This window comes from Roseixanthobacter psychrophilus, from assembly GCF_043195195.1.
Lineage (GTDB): Bacteria > Pseudomonadota > Alphaproteobacteria > Rhizobiales > Xanthobacteraceae > NCEH01.
In genome coordinates this window covers 190,589-206,757 of record NZ_JBAFWT010000003.1, presented here as the reverse complement: position 1 = coordinate 206,757, position 16,169 = coordinate 190,589, and the positions used below count along the sequence as shown (strand labels likewise).

At 62.0% G+C, this 16,169-nt stretch carries 15 protein-coding genes; 14 read left to right on the top strand and 1 reads right to left on the bottom strand.

What is annotated here, in order from left to right:
- Window positions 1-387 precede the first annotated feature (387 nt).
- The 11 genes from urtA to ureG all read left to right on the top strand — a co-directional run bounded on the left by urtA (window position 388) and on the right by ureG (window position 11,677).
- Window positions 388-1,689, top strand: a complete 1,302-nt coding sequence (gene urtA / locus V5F77_RS04955) for an urea ABC transporter substrate-binding protein (protein ID WP_429004218.1) — start codon at window positions 388-390, stop codon at window positions 1,687-1,689.
- Window positions 1,690-1,863: 174 nt separating this feature from the next.
- Window positions 1,864-3,495 (top strand): urea ABC transporter permease subunit UrtB, encoded by a 1,632-nt coding sequence (urtB, locus tag V5F77_RS04950; RefSeq protein WP_429004217.1) that lies wholly within the window; start codon window positions 1,864-1,866, stop codon window positions 3,493-3,495.
- Window positions 3,492-4,619 (top strand): urea ABC transporter permease subunit UrtC, encoded by a 1,128-nt coding sequence (gene urtC, locus V5F77_RS04945; protein WP_429004216.1) that lies wholly within the window; start codon window positions 3,492-3,494, stop codon window positions 4,617-4,619. Before urtB ends, urtC begins: the two co-directional genes overlap by 4 nt.
- A 2-nt stretch (window positions 4,620-4,621) precedes the next feature.
- Window positions 4,622-5,395 (top strand): urea ABC transporter ATP-binding protein UrtD, encoded by a 774-nt coding sequence (gene urtD / locus V5F77_RS04940; protein ID WP_429004215.1) that lies wholly within the window; start codon window positions 4,622-4,624, stop codon window positions 5,393-5,395.
- Between the two features lie 190 nt (window positions 5,396-5,585).
- Window positions 5,586-6,281 carry an urea ABC transporter ATP-binding subunit UrtE gene (urtE, locus tag V5F77_RS04935; protein ID WP_429004214.1) on the top strand — a complete coding sequence of 232 codons (696 nt, stop codon included), beginning with the start codon at window positions 5,586-5,588 and terminating at the stop codon, window positions 6,279-6,281.
- Window positions 6,256-7,116, top strand: coding sequence for an urease accessory protein UreD (locus tag V5F77_RS04930; protein ID WP_429004348.1), 861 nt, complete (start codon window positions 6,256-6,258; stop codon window positions 7,114-7,116). Before urtE ends, V5F77_RS04930 begins: the two co-directional genes overlap by 26 nt.
- An 11-nt stretch (window positions 7,117-7,127) precedes the next feature.
- Window positions 7,128-7,748 carry an urease subunit gamma gene (locus tag V5F77_RS04925; protein WP_429004213.1) on the top strand — a complete coding sequence of 207 codons (621 nt, stop codon included), beginning with the start codon at window positions 7,128-7,130 and terminating at the stop codon, window positions 7,746-7,748.
- A 108-nt stretch (window positions 7,749-7,856) separates the two neighbouring features.
- Window positions 7,857-9,575 (top strand): urease subunit alpha, encoded by a 1,719-nt coding sequence (ureC, locus tag V5F77_RS04920; RefSeq protein WP_429004212.1) that lies wholly within the window; start codon window positions 7,857-7,859, stop codon window positions 9,573-9,575.
- A gap of 8 nt (window positions 9,576-9,583) precedes the next feature.
- The gene (gene ureE / locus V5F77_RS04915; protein WP_429004211.1) at window positions 9,584-10,354 is read left to right on the top strand and encodes an urease accessory protein UreE; all 771 of its coding nucleotides are present in this window, start codon (window positions 9,584-9,586) and stop codon (window positions 10,352-10,354) included.
- Window positions 10,347-11,054, top strand: coding sequence for an urease accessory protein UreF (locus tag V5F77_RS04910; protein WP_429004210.1), 708 nt, complete (start codon window positions 10,347-10,349; stop codon window positions 11,052-11,054). The genes ureE and V5F77_RS04910 overlap by 8 nt, the downstream gene beginning before the upstream one ends.
- Window positions 11,051-11,677: an urease accessory protein UreG gene (gene ureG / locus V5F77_RS04905; RefSeq protein WP_429004209.1), complete on the top strand. Its 627-nt coding sequence runs from the start codon at window positions 11,051-11,053 to the stop codon at window positions 11,675-11,677. The genes V5F77_RS04910 and ureG overlap by 4 nt, the downstream gene beginning before the upstream one ends.
- Window positions 11,678-11,951: 274 nt before the next feature.
- On the opposite strand, the gene efp is transcribed toward ureG, so the two are convergent.
- Complete coding sequence (gene efp, locus V5F77_RS04900; protein ID WP_429004208.1) at window positions 11,952-12,521, bottom strand: elongation factor P; 570 nt, start codon at window positions 12,519-12,521, stop codon at window positions 11,952-11,954.
- Window positions 12,522-12,680: 159 nt separating this feature from the next.
- Here efp and epmA point away from each other — a divergent pair, with 159 nt between their 5' ends.
- From epmA to V5F77_RS04885, 3 genes are all read left to right on the top strand, one after another.
- Window positions 12,681-13,730: an EF-P lysine aminoacylase EpmA gene (gene epmA / locus V5F77_RS04895; protein WP_429004207.1), complete on the top strand. Its 1,050-nt coding sequence runs from the start codon at window positions 12,681-12,683 to the stop codon at window positions 13,728-13,730.
- Between the two features lie 154 nt (window positions 13,731-13,884).
- Window positions 13,885-15,393: a P-loop ATPase, Sll1717 family gene (locus V5F77_RS04890; protein ID WP_429004206.1), complete on the top strand. Its 1,509-nt coding sequence runs from the start codon at window positions 13,885-13,887 to the stop codon at window positions 15,391-15,393.
- A 429-nt stretch (window positions 15,394-15,822) separates the two neighbouring features.
- Complete coding sequence (locus V5F77_RS04885) at window positions 15,823-15,996, top strand: hypothetical protein (protein ID WP_429004205.1); 174 nt, start codon at window positions 15,823-15,825, stop codon at window positions 15,994-15,996.
- The last annotated feature ends 173 nt before the right edge of the window (window positions 15,997-16,169 follow it).

Here is a 16,169-nt window from a genome sequence, read left to right as displayed (position 1 = left end):
CCAAACGCAGCGTTATTCATTCCGAGAACTAAAACTCAATGGAGAGAAGACGATGCGTGGTTTTGCACTGTGGCTGCTCGGCGTTCCCTTTTTTGTTATCGTGCTGCTTTATCTGTTCAACGTGCTCTGAGCTACCGGCCCGTGTCCGGAAGCGGTGGAGGGATGTCTCTCTTCCGATGCACTCGAACCGGGCATTTTTGAATGCCCGTTTTACGAGCGACTGACTTATTATTAATCAATCCCGTAAGTCTGCATGCAATATGCACGTAGGTAGGGCTACGGTTGTGCGAAGCCTCGCAACGCTCACGGCTTTGTCCAAATTGTGGCACGCCCCTTGCTCCCTGTAGTCGCTGGCTTCGCGCCGGCCGACGAACACGGAGAGAGCGTATGCTCGAATTTCTGGGACGGACCACCAAAGGCATCGGGACACTGGCGGCAGCTGCCGCATTGGCGGCTAGCATCGGCGCGGCGCAGGCACAAGAGACCATCAAGGTCGGCATCCTGCATTCCCTTTCCGGCACCATGGCTATCAGTGAGACGACGCTGAAGAACGCCATGCTGATGCTGATCGACGAGCAGAACAAGAAGGGCGGCGTGCTCGGCAAGAAGCTTGAGGCGGTAGTCGTGGATCCCGCCTCCAACTGGCCGTTGTTCGCGGAGAAGGCGCGCGAACTGATTACCAAGGACAAGGTCGCGGTCGTGTTCGGCTGCTGGACGTCGGTGAGCCGGAAGTCGGTTCTGCCGGTCTTTAAAGAGCTGAACTCCATCCTGTTCTATCCCGTCCAGTACGAGGGCGAGGAGAGCGAGCGGAACGTATTCTACACCGGTGCCGCGCCCAACCAGCAGGCGATCCCGGCGGTGGATTATCTCGCGAAAGAAGAGAAGGTCGAGCGTTGGGTGCTCGCGGGCACCGACTATGTCTATCCCCGCACCACCAACAAGATTCTCGAGGCCTATCTGAAGTCCAAGGGCGTGAAGTCCGAGGACATCATGATCAACTACACCCCCTTCGGCCAATCCGACTGGCAGACCATCGTCGCCGACATCAAGAAGTTCGGTTCAGCCGGCAAGAAGACGGCGGTGGTTTCTACCATCAACGGCGATGCCAACGTGCCGTTCTATAAGGAACTGGCCAACCAGGGGATCAAGGCGACCGATATCCCGGTTGTTGCCTTCTCGGTCGGTGAGGAAGAACTGGCGGGTATCGATACCAAGCCGCTCGTGGGTCATCTTGCGGCATGGAACTATTTCATGTCCATCAAGACCCCGGAGAACGACGCCTTCATCAAGCAGTGGCAGACCTTCATGAAGAATCCGAAGGCCGTCACCAATGATCCCATGGAAGCCCATTACATCGGCTTCAACATGTGGGTGCAGGCCGTCACTAAGGCAGGCTCCGTGGATCCGGACAAGGTGATCGACGCTCTGCCCGGCACCAAGCAGCCGAACCTCACCGGCGGCGTCTCGGAAATGCTTCCCAATCATCACATCACCAAGCCCGTCTTCATCGGCGAGATCGAGGACAACGGGCAGTTCAACGTGGTGTGGAAGACCGAGAACCTGATCCCCGGCGAAGCCTGGTCCAAGCAGCTCGAAGGGTCGAAGGACTTGGTGGCCGACTGGGTGCAGCTCAAGTGCGGGAATTACGACTCGGTCAAGAAGGTCTGCCTCGGCGCCGCGACCAAGTGAGCATCCTCACCGCGAAAGCTTGATCGGCAAGAAGCATCTGCCCCCCCGCGTGTTCGGTGGGGCAGTCCTTCGACAGAATGCGCTGTCCCCGAGATGAGAGAAGACACGCCGCGCCGCGGCCCATCCCTCCCGAACAAGAGTCGGCGCACTATCCCGCTTCGAGGCGAGGCTGACATGACATTATTCCTGATGCGGTTGGCACAGTCCGTCTTGCTCGCACTGGTGCTGCTGGCTATGGCGCCGGGTTCCATGAGAGAAGGCCATAGCCAATCCAACGCGGATATTGCGCCCGCGGTCGCCAAGTTTTCCGGCGACAGCTATTCCGATACGGAAGCGGGCCTTGCCGCTCTCGCCCTTAGTTCAAATTCGCAGGCTGCCGTAGTGGTGGAAGCGGTGGGCGATGGCCGGCTTGTGTTCGATCCGGCAACCAAGACCGTCTATGTGAGGTCTAAGGCAGGCGCTTTGAGCGACGCCGCAACCGGTGCAGCGGTCGCAGACGCGCCCGCCGATCTCAAGACGGTTCGTGTCAACAATCGCGTCCGTCGTGCCGTGGAAGCCGCCGCCGGTGCGCTTGCGCTCGTGAGCCCAGACCCGCAGAAGCGCCTCGACGCCGCAGGCGCCGTCTTCAAGTCGCGCGATCTTGCCGCTTTACCAGCGCTTCAGGCGGCAATCGCCAAGGAGCATGATCCTGCCATCAAGGATGCGCTTGCCCAGGCCCAGGCCGCGATCATCCTGACCAAAATCGACGCTCCCGAGACGGAGCGGATCGCCGCCACGAAGCTCATCGTCGATCGCGGCGACCAGGAGGCCCTGGCTCTGCTCGCCGGCGTCCCCGCGGATGCGTCCCCCGCTCTGCGCACTGCCGCCGATGCGGGAATAGCCAAGATCAACCGCTCGCTCGCTTTCTGGAACGTGGCGCAAAATATCTGGTACGGGCTCTCGCTTGGCTCTGTGCTGCTGTTGGCTGCCATCGGCCTCGCCATTACCTTCGGCGTCATGGGGGTCATCAATATGGCCCATGGCGAGATGGTCATGCTCGGCGCCTACACCACCTTTGTGGTTCAGGAATTGATCCGCACCAAGGCGCCCTATCTGTTCGACTGGTCGCTGGCCATCGCTCTGCCGCTGGCCTTCCTGTTCACCGGCCTCGTTGGCATCGTCATTGAGCGCACGGTGATCCGCTTCCTGTATGGCCGTCCGCTGGAGACGCTGCTGGCCACGTGGGGCATTTCGCTGATGTTGCAGCAGGCGACGCGCACCATCTTCGGCCCCACCAACAAGGAAGTCGGCGCGCCCTCCTGGATGTCCGGGGCGTTCCAGCTCGGGCAATTGTCCATCACTTACAATCGCTTGTGCATCATCATCTTCTCCCTCGGGGTATTCTTCGCCTTGCTCGTGGTGCTGAAACGCACCTCGCTCGGGCTCTATGTCCGGGCCGTGACCCAGAACCGCCGCATGGCCGGCGCCATGGGCATCCGAACCGGGCGCATCGATGCGCTCACCTTCGGCCTCGGCTCCGGCATCGCCGGCATTGCCGGCGTGGCGCTCTCGCAGATCGACAATGTGAGCCCGAACCTTGGCCAGGGCTACATCATCGACAGCTTCATGGTGGTGGTGTTCGGTGGGGTCGGCAATCTGTGGGGCACGCTGGTGGCGGCCTTCAGCCTGGGCATCGCCAACAAGCTGCTGGAGCCGTTCGCGGGCGCCGTGCTCGCGAAGATCGCGCTGCTGGTGTTCATCATCCTGTTCATTCAGAAGCGCCCGCGCGGCCTGTTCGCGCTCAAGGGCCGGGCGGTGGAATCATGAAGGGCCTCGGCATCGTGGATCGCCCAGGCGCGATCTTTCTCGTCTTGGTCGCCGCTGCCGCGATCCTGGTGCCCATCGCCAATCTCGTGGTGCCGGAAGGCAATCCGTTCCACATTTCCAATTATCTGGTGCCGCTGCTGGGGAAATATCTCTGCTATGCACTGCTGGCGGTGTCGGTGGATCTGGTGTGGGGCTATTGCGGCGTGCTCTCGTTGGGCCACGGCGCCTTTTTTGCCCTCGGTGGCTATGCCATGGGCATGTATCTGATGCGCCAGATCGGCGCGCGGGGCGTCTACGGCAATCCGGTCCTGCCGGACTTCATGGTGTTCCTGAACTACAAGGAATTGCCCTGGTTCTGGTTCGGGTTCGACTGGTTCCCCTTTGCCGTCCTCATGGCGCTAGTGGTGCCCGGGCTGCTGGCCTTCGCGTTCGGCTGGTTTGCCTTCCGCTCGCGCGTCACGGGCGTCTATCTCTCCATCATCACCCAGGCCATGACGTTCGCGCTCATGCTGGCGTTCTTCCGTAACGACATGGGCTTCGGCGGAAATAACGGCCTGACGGATTTCAAGGACATTCTCGGCTTTTCCATCTCCGCCGATGGCACGCGCGTTGCCTTGTTCGTCCTCTCTGCCGTGGCGCTGGCGGCCGGCTATCTGCTGTGTCGGGCGCTGGTGACGTCGAAATACGGCAAGGTGCTGGTGGCGGTGCGCGACGCGGAAAGCCGCACGCGCTTCCTCGGCTATCGAGTCGCGAACTACAAGCTGCTGGCCTGGACCGTCTCAGCCATGCTCGCGGGTGCGGCCGGTGCGCTGTATGTGCCGCAGGTGGGCATCATCAATCCCGGCGAATTCGCACCGGCCAATTCCATCGAGATCGTCATCTGGGTGGCGGTGGGCGGGCGCGGCACGCTGGTGGGCGCGGCGCTCGGGGCGCTGATCGTGAATGCGGGCAAGACCTGGTTCACCGGCGTGCTGCCTGAAGCCTGGCTGTTCGCGCTCGGTGCCCTATTCGTGCTGGTCACCTTGTTCCTGCCGCGCGGCGTGCTCGGTCTGTGGGGCAGCCTCTCGGCCAGACGCCACAAGCCCGCGCCCAGCGCAATGGCCTCGGCGAAACCGGCGGAGTGAGGATGATGGAAGCAAGCCAAGGCCTCTCCCAGAGCCTCACGCAATCGCTGCTTTATCTCGACAATGTCTCGGTCGTCTTCGATGGCTTCCGCGCGTTGAACGCGCTTTCGCTCACCATCGAGGAAGCGGAGATGCGGGCCATCATCGGCCCCAACGGCGCCGGCAAGACCACCATGATGGACGTCATCACCGGCAAGACCCGTCCCACCAAGGGCGAGGCCTTGTTCGCCGGGATACATGACCTCACCCGCCTGGACGAGGCGGCCATCGCCGAGCTCGGCATCGGCCGCAAGTTCCAGACGCCGACCGTGTTCGACATGCACACGGTGGAAGACAATCTGCTGCTGGCGGTGAAGGCGGATCGGCGGCCCTTCTCCAATATCTATTGGCGCCGCACGGCGCATGAGCGCGAGCGCATCGACGCGCTGCTGGAGCGCATCCGCCTGAAGGATCATCGCGCGCGCAAGGCCTCCGAGCTCAGCCACGGGCAGAAACAATGGCTGGAGATCGGCATGCTGCTGGCGCAGGAGCCGCGGCTTCTGCTGGTGGACGAGCCCGCCGCCGGCATGACCGACCAGGAGACCGCCGACACCGCCGAATTGCTGCGAGAGATCGCCAAGACCCGCGCCGTGGTGGTGGTGGAGCACGATATGCAGTTCGTGCGCGACCTCGGCGTGAAGGTGACGGTGCTGCACGAGGGCTCCGTTCTGGCCGAAGGGCCGCTCGATCAGGTGAGCGCCGACGAGCGCGTCATCGAAGTCTATCTGGGGAGATGAGGGTGGGTGCTCTTCCGTTCCTCGCCCACTTGCTCACCGAGAACCCTCCCCCCTTGAGGGGGAGGGCAGGGTGGGGGGTATCTCTCCACTTGCCTTGCGGCAGGGTTTGCAGGCGGCGTCATACCCCCCACCCCAACCCGCCCCCTCAAGGGGGAAGGGGGGTTCACCTACTTGGTGGAGGAGACCTCCCATGCTGAAGGTCGAGAATCTCGATCTCTATTACGGCGCGGCTCACACCTTGCGCAGCGTGTCGCTGGAGGCGATGCCGGGGCAGGTGACGTGCGTGCTCGGCCGCAACGGGGTCGGCAAGACCTCGCTGCTGCGCGCGATCGTCGGCCAGAGGGCGATCGCCGGCGGCTCCATAAATTTCGATGGGCGGGACATCACCCGCCTGCCGACGCCGGACCGGGCCGCGCTCGGCATCGGCTTCGTGCCGCAGGGACGCGAGGTGTTTCCGCTGCTCAGCGTGAAGGAAAATCTCGAGACCGGGTTCGCCCGCCTCGCCCGCAAGGACAAATATGTGCCGGACGAGGTGTTCGAGCTGTTCCCGGTGTTGCGGTCCATGCTGGGCCGGCGCGGGGGCGATCTCTCCGGCGGGCAGCAGCAGCAATTGGCCATCGGCCGTGCCCTGGTGACGCGCCCGCGCCTGCTGGTGCTGGACGAGCCGACGGAGGGAATCCAGCCCTCCATTATCAAGGATATCGGCCGCGCCATTTCCTATTTGCGCGACAAGGGCGACATCGCCATCGTACTGGTGGAGCAATATTTCGAGTTCGCCCGCGACCTTGCCGACCGCTTCATCCTGATGGAGCGTGGCGAGGTGGTGGCGAGCGGGGACCGGAGCGGGCTTGATGGGGACGATGTCCGCCGCCTCATGGCGATCTGAGGAATTGCCCCCGGCCATCGTGGCTCACACGCCGAAGCGCCAACGCAGCGAAGGCCGCCTTCGGCTCGTTGCCGCTGGGTCGCGCGCGCGCACGCATCTTGTGGAATTGGCGGAGCAGGGCGCCTTGCGAGGGCGCATCCCGCGCAGTGATGGCGGCGATATGGAAGCGGTGATGGTGAACACCGCCGGTGGTGTCGCTTGCGGCGATCGCTTCACCATCGAGATGGAGGCGCGCGCCGCCGCCCGGCTGACGGTCTCCACCCCGGCTGCGGAGAAGGTCTATCGCTCTGACTCAGATCAGGCCGAGATCCATGTGCGTCTTGCCGCCGGCGCCGGTGCCGCGCTGCATTGGCTGCCGCAAGAGACGATCCTGTTCGATCAGGCCCGCCTCACCCGCCGCTACGAGGTGGAGCTTGATCCTTCGAGCACGTTCCTGGCCTTCGAGGCGCTGGTTTTCGGGCGCGCCGCGCGGGGCGAGACCATGTCAGGCGGCGCGCTTGTCGACCAATGGCGGGTCCGGCGCGGCGGTGGGCTGATCTATGCGGATGCGCTGCGGATCGATGGCCCCATTGGAGAGATGCTGGCGCGCCCGGCCATCGCCAATGGCCGGCATGCGCTGGCGACCTTGCTCTATGTGGCGCCCGACGCGGAAGCCCGGCTCGATGCCGTGCGAGAGGCGCTTGGCGCCTGCGCGAGCGAATGCGGCGCCAGCGCGTGGAATGGACTTCTTGTGGTGCGCTGGCTCGCCGACGACATCGAGATGTTGCGGCGGGACGCGACCTCGTTTCTGATGACGTTCAGGGGCGCGCCATTGCCCCGCGTCTGGGCTTCCTGAGGAGATAGGCCTTGCTGCTGACGCCGCGCGAAAAGGACAAGCTGCTCATCGCCATGGCCGCCGAGGTGGCGCGCAAGCGCCTCGCCCGTGGGGTGAAGCTGAACTTCCCCGAGGCGGTGGCGCTCATCACCGATTTCGTGGTGGAAGGGGCACGCGATGGCCGCACGGTCGCCGATCTCATGGCGGCGGGCGCCCATGTGCTGACCACGGAGCAAGTAATGCCCGGCATCTCGGAAATGCTCCACGACATCCAGGTGGAGGCGACCTTTCCAGACGGTACGAAGCTCGTGACGGTTCACCACCCCATCCGTGGAGAAGCGTCGGACGATGTGCCGGGGGAGGTCACCACCGTGCCCGGCCAGATCGTGTTCAATGAAGGCGCCGAGCGGGTGACGCTCACCGTCGCCAATACCGGCGACCGTCCGATTCAGGTGGGCAGCCATTATCATTTCTTCGAGACCAACCCGGCGCTCGCATTCGACCGCGATCAGGCCCGCGGCATGCGGCTCGACATCGCCGCCGGCACCGCCGTGCGCTTCGAGCCGGGCGCGACGCGGGAGGTGACGCTGGTGCCCTTCGGCGGCAAGCGTGAAGTGTTCGGCTTCCGGGGCGCGGTAGCGGGAAAACTGTAAGCGCTATCGTGCCGGAATGCCGACCACGGCATTTTTTCAAGCGGTCTGACCGCCCGAAACCATCGCCTGACGTGAACCGAGACGCTCGGTTCTGACAAGGATGAGCCCATGTCTACCCCCGCCCATCTGCCCCGTTCCGCTTATGCCCACATGTTCGGCCCCACCACCGGCGACAAGATCCGCCTCGCCGACACTTCGCTCATCATCGAGGTCGAGAAGGATTTCACCATCTATGGCGAAGAGGTGAAGTTCGGCGGCGGCAAGGTGATCCGCGACGGCATGGGCCAGAGCCAGGTGACCAACGCCAACGGCGCGGTTGACACCGTCATCACCAATGCCGTGGTGCTGGACCATTGGGGGGTCGTGAAATGCGACGTTGGCCTTTCCGGCGGGCTGATCGTGAAGCTCGGCAAGGCGGGCAATCCCGACGTGCAGAGCGGGGTAGACATCATCATCGGCCCCGGCACGGAAGTGATTGCGGGTGAAGGCAAGATCCTGACCGCTGGCGGCTTTGACAGCCACATCCATTTCATCTGCCCGCAGCAGATCGAGGAGGCGCTGGCCTCGGGCATCACCACCATGCTGGGCGGCGGCACCGGCCCGGCCACAGGCACCTTCGCCACCACCTGCACCCCCGGTCCCTGGCACATTGCCCGCATGATCGAAGCGGCGGACGCCTTTCCCATGAACCTCGCCTTCGCAGGAAAGGGCAATGCCTCGCTACCGGCGGCGCTGGAGGAGATGGTGCGAGCAGGGGCTTGCGCGCTAAAGTTGCATGAGGATTGGGGCACCACTCCCGCTGCCATTGATTGCTGCCTCTCGGTGGCGGATGCCTTCGACGTGCAGGTGATGATCCATTCGGACACGCTGAACGAAAGCGGCTTCGTGGAGGACACCATCGCCGCCTTCAAGGGCCGCACCATCCACGCCTTCCATACCGAAGGGGCGGGCGGCGGGCATGCGCCTGACATCATCAAGGTGGCAGGCCTGCCGAACGTGTTGCCGTCTTCCACCAATCCGACCCGGCCCTATACCCGCAACACCATCGACGAGCATCTGGACATGCTCATGGTGTGCCACCATCTCGACCCCTCGATCGCCGAGGATCTCGCCTTCGCCGAAAGCCGCATCCGCAAGGAAACCATCGCCGCGGAAGACATTCTCCACGACCTCGGCGCGCTCTCCATGATGAGTTCGGACAGCCAGGCCATGGGCCGCGTGGGTGAAGTGGTGATCCGCACCTGGCAGACGGCGGACAAGATGAAGCGCCAGCGCGGCGCCTTGCCGGGCGAAACTGGCGACAACGACAATCTGCGCGCGCGGCGCTATATCGCGAAATACACCATCAATCCCGCCATCGCGCACGGCATGTCGCGCCATATCGGTTCCGTCGAGGCGGGGAAGCTTGCCGACCTCGTGCTCTGGTCACCGGCCTTCTTCGGCGTGAAGCCGGACCTGGTGCTGAAGGGCGGGGTCATCGCTGTGGCACAGATGGGCGATCCCAACGCCTCTATCCCGACCCCGCAACCTGTGCACTATCGCCCCATGTTCGGCGCGTACGGACGCGCGCGCACCGGTTCTTCCCTCACTTTCGTTTCCAAGGCGGCGATCGAGGATGGGCTGGCGGCGAAGCTCCAGACCGCCAAGCGGCTGGTGGCGGTGGAAAATGTGCGCGGCGGTATCGGCAAGAAGGATATGGTGCTCAACAATGCCACGCCCCATATCGAGGTGGACGCCGAGACCTATGACGTGCGTGCGGATGGGGAATTGCTCATCTGCGAGCCGGCGGAGGTTCTCCCCATGGCGCAACGCTATTTCCTGTTCTGAGGTCTCCCATGCTCCGCGCTAATGTCGTCGTCCGCCGCCCTGCCGTCCGCGAGGAAAAGGTGGTGGACACCATCGTGCTCGATCATCAGGCGCGACACCGCCGCAGGGTTGCCATGACCGGGACCAGCGGCCTGGAATTCCTGCTCGATCTGGAAAAGGCGACGCTGCTCGACCATGGCGACGCGCTGAAGCTGGAGGATGGCTCCCTTGTGCGCATCGAGGCTGCGCCGGAGAAACTGATCGAGGTGCGCACCGGCAGTCCGCTGCGGCTCATGAAGGTGGGCTGGCATCTGGGCAACCGGCATGTGCCGACAGAGATCACCGAGGACGCGCTCTATATCGCCTATGATCATGTGCTGGTGGAGATGGTGCGCGGTCTTGGCGCCAGCGCCGCCCCGGTGCTGCGGCCCTTCCGGCCCGAGCGCGGCGCCTATGAGGCGGCGGAAGCCCATGGGCATGCGCACGATCATGCACACGAACACGACCACGCAGGGCACGATCACCCTCATGAGCCGGGGCATCATGCCCATGCCGAGAGCCACGCGGAAGCGCACGCCTGCGGCTGCGGCTGCGGCCACGATCACAGCCACGATCATGGACAGGCCCAAGATCATGCCCACCACGATCATGCCCGCCACGATCATGATCACGCCCACGAACATGCCGCGGCGTCTTCTGCCAGTGCGTCCGCCCATGTTCATGGCCCCGAGTGTGGGCACGACCACGCCCATTCTCATGATGCCAGCCACGGCGGGGACAAATCCCACCGCCATGGCTGATTCCACCGGCGGTGCGCACCCTGGGGCGCTCGATCTTCTGCCGCTGCTGGCTTGGCTGTCCCCCGCCTTCCCCGTGGGGGCCTATGCCTATTCCCATGGGCTGGAATGGGCGGTTGAAGCCGGCGACATCAGGACCGAGGCGAGCCTGCGCGCGTGGCTTGAAGACCTTCTCAGCCAAGGTCTTGGCCGCAATGACGGCATCCTGTTCACCCAGGCCATGGCGGCGGTCGCGGCCGACGAGGACGCGCGGCTGGAAGAGGTGAATGCGCTTGCCGTGGCGCTTGCGCCATCGGCCGAACTGCGGCTGGAGACCTGCCAGCAGGGGCGCAGCTTTCTCGACGCGGTCTGCGCCGCCTGGCCGACGCCGGCACTCATCGACCATGCGCGGCATCTGAAGGGGGAGGTGGCCTATCCCGTGGCGGTGGGCCTTGCGGCTGCGGCCCACGGCGTTCCCGCGCCTACCGCCACCGAAGCTTTCCTATTGGCGATGATGCAGAATCTGGTCTCCGCCGCCATTCGCCTCGCCCCCATCGGACAGACCGCGGGCACGCGGGTCGTCGCAGCCCTGGCGCCGCAGGTGCGGGCGTTGGCGGCGCAGATTCCCCTGCTCACTCTGGATGATGTGGGGAGCGCCACCTTCCGGGCCGATCTCGGCACCTTCCGCCACGAAACCCAATATACAAGGCTGTTCCGCTCATGAGCACATCGGCAAATGGTCCGCTTCGCGTCGGTATCGGCGGACCGGTGGGGTCGGGCAAGACGGCGTTGATGGAGGCGCTCTGCAAGGCGTTCCGGACCCGGTACGATATCTGCGCCATCACCAACGACATCTACACCAAGGAGGATGCCCGCATCCTCACGGTCGCCGGGGCGCTGGAGCCGGAGCGAATTCTTGGTGTGGAAACAGGGGGTTGCCCGCATACGGCGATCCGCGAGGACGCCTCCATTAACCTGCGGGCGGTGGCGGATATGCAGGCCAAATTCCCCAATCTCGATATCGTCCTGATCGAATCCGGTGGCGACAACCTGGCGGCCACCTTTTCCCCCGAACTGGCCGATATCACCATCTATGTCATTGATGTTGCAGGGGGAGAGAAGATTCCGCGCAAGGGGGGGCCGGGGATTACGCGGTCTGACCTGCTGGTGGTGAACAAGACCGACCTTGCGCCCATGGTCGGCGCCGACCTCTCCGTGATGGAAGCCGATACCCAGCGCATGCGGGCCGGGCGGCCCTATGTTTTTGCCTCCATTCGCAATGGGTTGGGGGTGGAGGTGGTGAGCGCCTTCATCGAAAAGGCGGGGGGCCTCGCCGCGCGCGGGTGAGCGCCGGGCGCTCCGGCCCGGCCGTGCCGCCAGCGCTGGTGTGCGGAGAAGAACGGGCTAGAAATCCTCGGTGTTCGCGGTTTTCGCAGCCGGAATTCGCAAATTCCGCAGACGTTCGCCAGGGCGAACAAAAAATGCGCGCAACCCCCAGGGCGCGCGCACTTTTCATACATTCAAAAAATGTGAAACCAGCCGCCCGAAACCAGCCGCCCGAAACCAGCCCCCGAGAGCCGCCCCCCGAAACCCGCCCCCGAAAGCCGGAGCCCGATCCCGGTCAGTCCTTCGCGCGTTCCACATAAGAGGCGTCGGCGGTCATCACCACCACGCGGGTGCCGGTGGCGACGTGGGGCGGCACCATGGTGCGCACGCCGTTGGAGAGCATGGCCGGCTTATAGGAGGAGGAGGCGGTCTGCCCCTTCACGGTCGGCTCGGTGTCGACGATCTCCAGGGTCACGCGCTGCGGCAGCTCGATGGCGATGGCGACGCCGTTGTGCATGGAGACCATGCATTCCATGCCTTCCTGGAGATACACCGCCATGTCGCCGACCACGTCTTTCGTGACGGTGATCTGGTCGTAATTCTCCGGGTTCATGAAGGTGTAGCCGTCGCTGTCCTGATAGAGATAGGTGTGCGGACGGTCTTCCACATAGGCGCGTTCCACCTGCTCGGTGGTGCGATAGCGCTCGGAGATCTTCACCCCGTCGGAGATGCGGCGCATGTCCATCTGGGTGACGGGCGTGCCCTTGCCGGGATGGATGTTCTCGGCGCTCAGGATGACGTAGAGCTTGTCGTCGATATCGACCACATTGCCTTTGCGCAGAGAGCTGGCGATGACCTTGACCACGGTATGTCTTCCTCGAACGGCTTGGGGCGCCCGGGCGCCCTTGATCGGGGCGCAACATAGCGATCTTCTCGCTTTTCGCCACCCTTGCCGGCCGCTTTTGTGCGCCGACGCAAGTGTTTTTCCGCCCCGCTCCACTGTTTATTCGCGCGGTGCGCAGGGATGAGCGCCCCGTCCTCCCCCTGGTGGAGCCCGGATCGCCACCAGGACAAGCGCCCCTTCCTTGCCGCCCGTGGCCGCATCACGAACGCCATCCGCGCCCATTTCGCGGACCAGGGCTTTACGGAAGTCGAGACCCCCATCCTCCAGCGCTCGCCCGGCAATGAGGCGCATCTGCACGCCTTTTCAACCGTTTGGCGCGCGCCCGATGGCGCCTTGACGCCGCTTTATCTGCGCACCTCGCCGGAGTTCACGGCCAAGAAGCTGCTGGCGGCGGGGGAAACGCGCATCTTCGAGCTGGCCCGCGTGTTTCGAGATCGCGAGAAGGGCGCCACCCACCATCCCGAATTCACCATGCTGGAATGGTATCGGGCGGGGGAGCCCTATGAAACCCTGATGGAAGATTGCGCGGCCCTGCTGGCGCTCGCCGCGCGGGCGGGGGGCGTCGCGCGCTTCTCCTGGCGCGGACAAGAGTGCGACCCGTTCGCGCCGCCCGAGCGGCTCACTCTGGTGGAGGCGTTCGCCCGCCATGCCGGCATCGATCTTTCGCCGCTCCTGGCACAGCCGGGGGAGGAGCCGCAGGCCGCCCCCCTGGCGCAGGCGGCGCGCGCCGCCGGGGTGCGGGTGGCGGATGACGACACCTGGGCGGATATCTTCTCCAAGGTGCTGGTGGAGCGCATCGAGCCCCATCTCGGCCGGGGGCGGGCGACGCTATTGTGCGACTATCCCACCAGCGAGGCGGCGCTGGCCCGGCCCAAGCCCGCCGATCCGCGCGTCGCCGAGCGGTTCGAGCTTTATGCCTGCGGGGTGGAACTGGCCAATGCCTTCGGCGAACTGACCGACCCGCAAGAGCAGCGCCGCCGGTTCGAAGTGGAGATGGCGGAAAAGGCCCGCCTCTATGGCGAGCGCTATCCCCTCGACGAAGGCTTTTTGGCCGCCCTCGCCCTCATGCCCCCCGCCAGCGGCTGCGCTCTCGGCCTCGACCGGCTGGCGATGCTGGCGAGCGGCGCGCGCAGCGTGGACGATGTGCTGTGGGCGCCGGTGGAGGTTTGAGGGGGGATTTCCTATCTAGGAAATATCAAGCATTCGCTTGTAATAAAATATTACCTTGTCCTCATCTTGTGCTGCAAATTAGCGTTGGAATCAATGTTGAGATGGCCTAAATGAAGTGTTGAATATTTTGAAAATAACGCGCGACGGGGGGGGAATGACCAAACTTTTAAGGGAAATCGATTTTGGTGAGACGGATGCGAACGCCGAATGGATCATTTCATTACGCTCGAATATCGAGCCGCTGTACATCCGCGCCTGGAGCCCGCCAGAAGTAAATAACTATGACGCATTTTTAAATGGGCAGAAATTTATAGTAACAGGCCAAAAAGGCACTGGAAAAACGGCAATATTGAGACATATGGAAAGGCAAGCATTTTCGTCGGGGTTTAGTACTGAATTTATTGTTTTCAAGAGCGAAATTATGAGGGAAGCTGAATTAATAAAAGTAGATAGCGGCAATATTAATGGAGCTGTTCTCGAAGAAGAAAATTTAAAGACTGGCAAATTTTATTATCATGCCATCAAGCGTGTTATGGTTTCTTTGTTGATCTCGAAATTGTCGACCGTAGAAATGGACGATAATTTTCAAGAACGAGATTTTATGGGGAGGCTATTTGGAAAATCAGGGAAAGATGCGCTGAGGGTGGCTTTTGATTCTATTTTAAACATAGTTCAAACGTACGAAATTGATGTCACTAAGCTTACAAAAGGACTTATTAAGGTCGATCCCGGCCAGCTTTTGAAGAAATCGAATGATGATTTGCTTAGTCGGGCGGTTCGACTTGCGCGTGATCAAGGGTTGAAGTTGCGCTTATTTTTTGACGAAATGCATTTTGCGTTCCGGGATAAGGAATCTTTACGTTCTGATGCGGCATTGGTGCGCGATACAATTCTTGTAGTTCAAGCTCTTAATGAACGATTCGCTGAAGAGCGACTTGATATTGTCGTCTACATTGCGCTTCGGAAGGAGTTTTTGGACCAACCCGAGATCGCTCAAGCAGATGTTGTGCATGTCATAGAATCCTACGGAGAGGCGATAACATGGGAGCATCACCCAGCAGCAAATAATCATCCTATATTCGATTTTATAACTCTTCGATTTAAAGCGGCAATGGGTAATAACTTCTCTAGAACTGATATGTTTAATACTTACCTCAAAGAGATAGATCCCCTTGATTTGCTTGAATACACGTGGTCAAAACCTAGGGATATAGTGAGATTTTTTAAAACGGCGCAGAGTTTTGACGGAAACACAGTTATTATACAGAGTCATAAATATAAAGCAATAATAAAAAAATATTCATATCAGGCGTGGCAAGAAAGTAAATCTGCTCTCGCTGCTTTTATGCCAGTGGATGCTTTGCCTGTTCTCGAGCGTGGGCTTAAGGTGTTGATTTCAGGTCAATTTGATGGTAGTATAAAAATAAATTTTGATAAATTTAAAAGTGAAATGAAGCCTGCCTTTGAAAAGGCGAGGGTGGCTGGAGTAAAGTATGACCTAGATGAATTTTGTAATGTTTTATACATGATGGGTGTTTTTTATTATGTGTATACAGATGCTAATGGAAAGATGATATATCACCAGTATCATCGAGGTAATACGAATCCGACACAGACCGGAGAGGTCAGAATTCATGCCGCTGTTGCAAAGGCGCTTGGTTAAGTTGGCGCCATCAAGCCATTAAGCTTGGACTGCGATGGGCGTGCACGTCGGCAGCCTCCTTCCGGCCGTCCGCGCTGCGGCGGAGCGGCGCGCGGTGTGGTCATCTTCAAATCCAATCTGTATGAGGCAGTACTGCAATCGCTGGCGTCTGCTGGGACCACCATGAGCTTCGCCAATCCCGCTCCCGCCCGCGGCGAGACCTTGTTAGCGCTCGGCCTATACCTCGTGGGCAAGCGCCGGGAATGTGAGCCAGATGGCCTTGATCGCTTTATGCTATAAAATCTGACTCATGGCGCTCAGCTTGGTCCCCCCGATCACGCGCAGGTGTTCGCGCCTTCCGGTAATCGAAAACCTTCCCCCCGACCTCCGCCATGATCCCGTGCCAAATGACGCGGCCGCTGTGCCTGCGGCCTGAACGAGGAGTTCGTCATGGATTCCACGCCAGTCGCGCCCGCCGCCGATCCCGCCCTCGACGGGCTTCAGGGTCTGGTACGCGAACCCTTTTCCCGGCGCGGCGTCGTCATGACGGGCCTGATGTCGCAAGCGCCGTCCTCGCTCCAGTTCAACCGAGATGCCGGGAGCAAACTTAGCAACCTCGCCTGAGGGCTAAAACCGAGTAGCTCGCCTCCTCGCGCCTCCACCCTCCCCCACCCGAAACAAAATGGCCCAACCCGCTCCGACGCCTTGTGGAATCCCCCGCCCCCGATGAGAGTGTCCCCCAAGGGGAGGGCAATATGGGGCAGCGGGGGCAGTTTGCCGCGCGGGGCGGGCGGGCA

Coding starts and splice junctions, on each gene's coding strand:
- urtA (WP_429004218.1), top strand. CDS start 388: ATGCTCGAATTTCTGGGACGGACCACCAAAGGCATCGGGACACTGGCG.
- urtB (WP_429004217.1), top strand. CDS start 1,864: ATGACATTATTCCTGATGCGGTTGGCACAGTCCGTCTTGCTCGCACTG.
- urtC (WP_429004216.1), top strand. CDS start 3,492: ATGAAGGGCCTCGGCATCGTGGATCGCCCAGGCGCGATCTTTCTCGTC.
- urtD (WP_429004215.1), top strand. CDS start 4,622: ATGATGGAAGCAAGCCAAGGCCTCTCCCAGAGCCTCACGCAATCGCTG.
- urtE (WP_429004214.1), top strand. CDS start 5,586: ATGCTGAAGGTCGAGAATCTCGATCTCTATTACGGCGCGGCTCACACC.
- V5F77_RS04930 (WP_429004348.1), top strand. CDS start 6,256: ATGTCCGCCGCCTCATGGCGATCTGAGGAATTGCCCCCGGCCATCGTG.
- ureC (WP_429004212.1), top strand. CDS start 7,857: ATGTCTACCCCCGCCCATCTGCCCCGTTCCGCTTATGCCCACATGTTC.
- ureE (WP_429004211.1), top strand. CDS start 9,584: ATGCTCCGCGCTAATGTCGTCGTCCGCCGCCCTGCCGTCCGCGAGGAA.
- V5F77_RS04910 (WP_429004210.1), top strand. CDS start 10,347: ATGGCTGATTCCACCGGCGGTGCGCACCCTGGGGCGCTCGATCTTCTG.
- ureG (WP_429004209.1), top strand. CDS start 11,051: ATGAGCACATCGGCAAATGGTCCGCTTCGCGTCGGTATCGGCGGACCG.
- epmA (WP_429004207.1), top strand. CDS start 12,681: ATGAGCGCCCCGTCCTCCCCCTGGTGGAGCCCGGATCGCCACCAGGAC.
- V5F77_RS04890 (WP_429004206.1), top strand. CDS start 13,885: ATGACCAAACTTTTAAGGGAAATCGATTTTGGTGAGACGGATGCGAAC.
- V5F77_RS04885 (WP_429004205.1), top strand. CDS start 15,823: ATGGATTCCACGCCAGTCGCGCCCGCCGCCGATCCCGCCCTCGACGGG.